This window comes from Micromonospora sp. D75 (genome assembly GCF_018070405.1).
Taxonomy (GTDB): domain Bacteria; phylum Actinomycetota; class Actinomycetes; order Mycobacteriales; family Micromonosporaceae; genus Micromonospora; species Micromonospora chalcea.
Genome location: NZ_JAGPXV010000531.1, coordinates 1 through 4,252, shown reverse-complemented (window position 1 = coordinate 4,252; position 4,252 = coordinate 1). Strand labels below are relative to the sequence as shown.

At 75.9% G+C, this 4,252-nt stretch carries 3 protein-coding genes and 1 pseudogene; 1 reads left to right on the top strand and 3 read right to left on the bottom strand.

Going from position 1 to position 4,252, the window contains the following annotated elements; translation table 11 throughout:
- The 3 genes and pseudogenes from KBX39_RS24790 to xylA all read right to left on the bottom strand — a co-directional run.
- Positions 1–229, bottom strand: a pseudogene (locus tag KBX39_RS24790) (MFS transporter); the annotation flags it as partial.
- Between the two features lie 109 nt (positions 230–338).
- Positions 339–1,793: a xylulokinase gene (xylB, locus tag KBX39_RS24785; RefSeq protein WP_210872755.1), complete on the bottom strand. Its 1,455-nt coding sequence runs from the start codon at positions 1,791–1,793 to the stop codon at positions 339–341.
- An 11-nt stretch (positions 1,794–1,804) separates the two neighbouring features.
- A complete protein-coding gene (gene xylA / locus KBX39_RS24780) occupies positions 1,805–2,992 on the bottom strand; it encodes a xylose isomerase (protein WP_043328799.1) in 1,188 nt (395 codons plus the stop codon).
- Positions 2,993–3,044: 52 nt separating this feature from the next.
- Between xylA and KBX39_RS24775 the strand changes: the two genes are divergently transcribed.
- Positions 3,045–4,252, top strand: a 1,208-nt coding sequence (locus tag KBX39_RS24775) for an ROK family protein (RefSeq protein WP_210872753.1), incomplete at its 3' end; no start/stop codon positions are given.

Genomic DNA, 4,252 nt, shown 5'->3' with positions numbered 1-4,252 from the left:
CCCCCACGTACGCCCAGCCCACCGCCGCCACCGCGCTGACCAGGAAGCTGACGGCGGTGACCAGGCCGAGCATCCGCTGGGGTACGTCGAGGGCGGTGGAGATCGGCCCGTACAGCGGGGGCACCAGGCCGATCGCCACGTTGTCCAGCGAGGCGAGCACCACGAAGACGACGACGCTGTAGAACCGGTGTGCCGCGTTCCCGCGCCGGGAGACCTTCGTGCCCGTCATGCAGGGCAGCCAATCAGGTGCGGGCCGGTTCCGGGACACCGCCCCCGGCCGACGCGCGTGTTAAGAAGGGGCCCCTCCTCTACCGCAGGCGTTAAGAAGGGGTCCTTCCTTACTCCCGGGCGTGGGCGTAGCGCTCGCGGATGGCGGGGACCGCCTCGCCGGTGTACTCCTCGGTGTCGCCGACCGACCAGGTGGGCGGGGTGTCGCCACCCAGCGCGACCCAGGCGGCCTGCCGGGCCGCGCCGTCGGCCACGTACTCGCCGGGCGGCGGCACCACCACCGGGCGGCCGAAGACCTGCGGCGCGATCCGCCGTACCGCGGCGGACCGGGCGCCGCCCCCGACCAGGATGATCCGGTCGGCGCGGGCGCCCTGGGCGAGCAGCGCGTCGAGACCGTCGGCCAGCCCGCAGAGCATCCCCTCGACCGCGGCCCGGGCCAGGTGCGCCGGGGTCGAGGTGCGCAGTGTCAGGCCCTTCAGCTCGCCGGTGGCGTGCGGTCGGTCCGGCGTCCGCTCCCCCTCCAGGTACGGCACCAGGACCAGCCCGTCGGCGCCGGGCGGCGCGGACAGGGCCAGCTCACCGAGCGTGTCGAGGTCGACGCCGAGCAGGGTCGCGGTGGCGTCGAGCACCCGGGCCGCGTTGAGCGTGCACACCAGCGGCAGGAACCGGCCGGTGGCGTCGGCGAACCCGGCCACCGCGCCGCTCGGGTCGGCGGCCGGGTTGTCCGCGACCGCGAAGACGGTGCCGGAGGTGCCGATCGAGACGACCACGTCGCCCGGACCGGCGCCGGCACCGAGCGCCGCGGCGGCGTTGTCCCCGGTGCCCGGCCCGAGGAGCACCGGGCCGGCGGCACCGGTTCCCGGGGTCCCGGCCGTACCGGTCGCCGCGCCGTCGCCGAGCACCGCCGGGTCGAGGTGCCCGGCCGCCTCGGCCGGGCCGAGCACGACCGGCACCGTCACGCGCCGGCCGAAGGCCCGCTCCAGCAGGTCCAGCCGGTATTCGCCGGTGCGCGGCGACCAGTAGCCGGTGCCGCTGGCGTCGCCCCGGTCGGTGCGCAGCGCGTCCAGGCCGGGCGCGCCGGCGAGCCGCCAGGTGAGCCAGTCGTGCGGCAGGCACACGGCGGCCACCCGGTCGGCGTTGTCCGGCTCGTGCCGGGCCAGCCACCGCAGCTTGGTGGCGGTGAAGCTGGCCACCGGCACCGCGCCGGTCGCGTCGGCCCAGAACCGGCGGCCGGTCTCCCCGCCGCCGGCCTCCTCGACCAGGTCCCGGGCCGCGTCGGCGGACCGGGTGTCGTTCCACAGCAGCGCCGGCCGGACCACCTCACCGGAGGCGTCCAGGCAGACCATGCCGTGCTGCTGGCCGCCGACCGAGACGGCTGCCACGTCGGCCAGGCCGCCGGCCTCGGCCACCGCCGCCCGCAGGGCCTCCCACCAGGCGTACGGGTCGACCTCGGTGCCGGGCGGGTGCGGCGCGCGGCCCTGCCGGACCAGCGCGCCGGTCTCCGCGTCCCGGACCACCACCTTGCAGGACTGGGTCGACGAGTCGACCCCCGCGACGAGCGGCATGGCGGCCCGCCTCAGCGCGCGCCGAGCACGTGCTCGACGGCGAGCTGGTTGAGCCGGACGAAGCCGAAGCCCTTCGCCCCGGCGGCCTCCGGGTCGAACTCCTCGAACGCGGTCCGGTCGGCGAGCAGCTCGCGGTAGCCCTCACCCGGGTTCAGCGTCGGCGTGGCCAGCTCGGCCACGCGGGCGGCGGCGAGCGCCTCGACCACCTCCGGGTCGGCGCGGAACGCCGCGGCCCGCTCCTTGAGCAGCAGGTACGTGCGCATGTTCGCCTCGGCGGAGGCCCACACGCCGGCGATGTCCTCGGTGCGGGACGGCTTGTAGTCGAAGTGGCGCGGGCCGTCGTAGGCCGGGCCGCCGTTCGGGCCGCCGTGCTCCAGCAGGTCGACCAGGGCGAACGCGTTGAGCAGGTCGCCGTGGCCGAAGACCAGGTCCTGGTCGTACTTGATGCCGCGCTGGCCGTTGAGGTCGATGTGGAACAGCTTGCCCTGCCAGAGCGCCTGGGCGATGCCGTGGGCGAAGTTCAGCCCGGCCATCTGCTCGTGCCCGACCTCCGGGTTCAGCCCGACCATCTCCGGGCGGGCCAGGGTGGAGATGAAGCCGAGCGCGTGGCCGACGGTGGGCAGCAGGATGTCGCCCCGGGGCTCGTTCGGCTTCGGCTCCAGCGCGAAGCGCAGGTCGTAGCCGTTGTCGACGACGTACTCGCAGAGCAGGTCGACCGCTTCGCGGTAGCGGTCCAGCGCGGCCTGGACGTCCTTCGCGACGTCGTACTCGGCGCCTTCCCGGCCGCCCCACATGACGAACGTCTTCGCGCCCATCTCGGCGGCCAGGTCGATGTTGCGCAGCACCTTGCGCAGCGCGTACCGCCGCACGTCGCGGTCGTTGCTGGTGAAGCCGCCGTCCTTGAACACCGGGTGGTTGAACAGGTTGGTGGTGACCATCGGCACGACCAGGCCGGTCTCGTCGAGCGCCTTGCGGAAGCGGCTGAGCCGGGCGTCGCGGGTGGCGGCGTCCGCGCCGAACGGGACCAGGTCGTCGTCGTGGAAGGTGATGCCGTACGCGCCCAGCTCGGCGAGCCGGTGCACGGCCTCGACGGCGTCCAGCTCCGGACGGGTCGCGTCGCCGAACGGGTCACGGGCCGGCCAGCCCACCGTCCAGAGGCCGAAGGAGAACTTGTCCGCGGGGGTGGGACGGGGTGCCATGGCAGACCTCCAGTGGTGGTGTCGTCCGCGATTTGTTCAGCGGTTGAATTAAATGGCGGCGATGTGGCAGTGTCAAGAGGTGACAAGCGCCAGCACGGCCGGGGCGGTCCGGCAGGGCAGCCTGCGCGAGTTGAACCTCGCAGTGGTGCTCCGGCGGATCGCCGCCGCCGACCGGCCGCCCTCGCGGGCCGGGATCGCCGCCGACACCGGCCTGACCCGGGCCACCGTCTCCGCCGTGGTCGACGACCTGATCGCCGGCCGGCTGGTCGCCGAGGCGGAGCCGGAGCCGCGTACCGGTGCGGGCCGGCCGGCCCGGGGGCTGGTGCTCGCCTCCGACGGCCCGGCCGGGCTCGGCCTGGAGGTGAACGTCGACTACCTGGCGGCCTGCGTCGTCGACCTGACCGGCACGGTCCGGCACCACCTGGTCCGCCGCGCCGACCTGCGCCCGGTCTCCCCCGCCGACGCGCTCGCCCGGCTCGCCGCGCTGGCCGCCGAGGCGCGCGCCGCCGCCGTACGCGACGGACTGACCCTGGCCGGCGCGGCGCTCGCCGTGCCCGGCCTGGTCGGCGACGGCGGCCTGGTCCGGCTCGCGCCCAACCTCGGCTGGCGGGACGTGGACGTGCCGGCGCTGCTGGCCGGGCATTCGCTGGCCGAGCCGGTCGACGGGGTGCCACCGCTCGTGGTCGACAACGAGGCCAACCTGGCGGCGCTCGGCGAGCTGTACGCGCGACCGGCCGGCCCCCGCAGCTTCCTGCACATCACCGGCGAGATCGGCATCGGCGCCGGAATCGTGCTGGACGGCTCGCTCTACCGGGGCGCGCGCGGCTGGAGCGGAGAGATCGGTCACTTCCCGGTCCAGCCGCAGGGGCGGCCGTGCCGCTGCGGCGGCCAGGGCTGTCTGGAGCGGTACGCGGGCCAGGAGGCGATCCTGGCCGCCGCCGGGCTGCCCGGCGCGGAACTGCCCGCCGACACCGCCGCCACCCGGCTCGCCGACCTGGCCGACGCCGGTGACCCGGCCACGCTCGCCGCCCTGGCCGACGCCGGCGCCGCCCTCGGGGTCGCCGTGGCGGGCGTGGTGAACCTGCTGGACCTGGACACGGTGGTGCTCGGCGGCGGATACGCCCCGCTCGCCCCCTGGCTGCGGCCGCCTGTGGTGGCGGAGATCTCCCGGCGGGTGCTGACCGCCGCCTGGGCACCGGTCGAGGTGCGCCCGGCCGTGCTCGGGGCGCAGTCCGCAGCGCTCGGCGGAGCCGGCTCGGG

Coding starts and splice junctions, on each gene's coding strand:
- xylB (WP_210872755.1), bottom strand. CDS start 1,793: ATGCCGCTCGTCGCGGGGGTCGACTCGTCGACCCAGTCCTGCAAGGTG.
- xylA (WP_043328799.1), bottom strand. CDS start 2,992: ATGGCACCCCGTCCCACCCCCGCGGACAAGTTCTCCTTCGGCCTCTGG.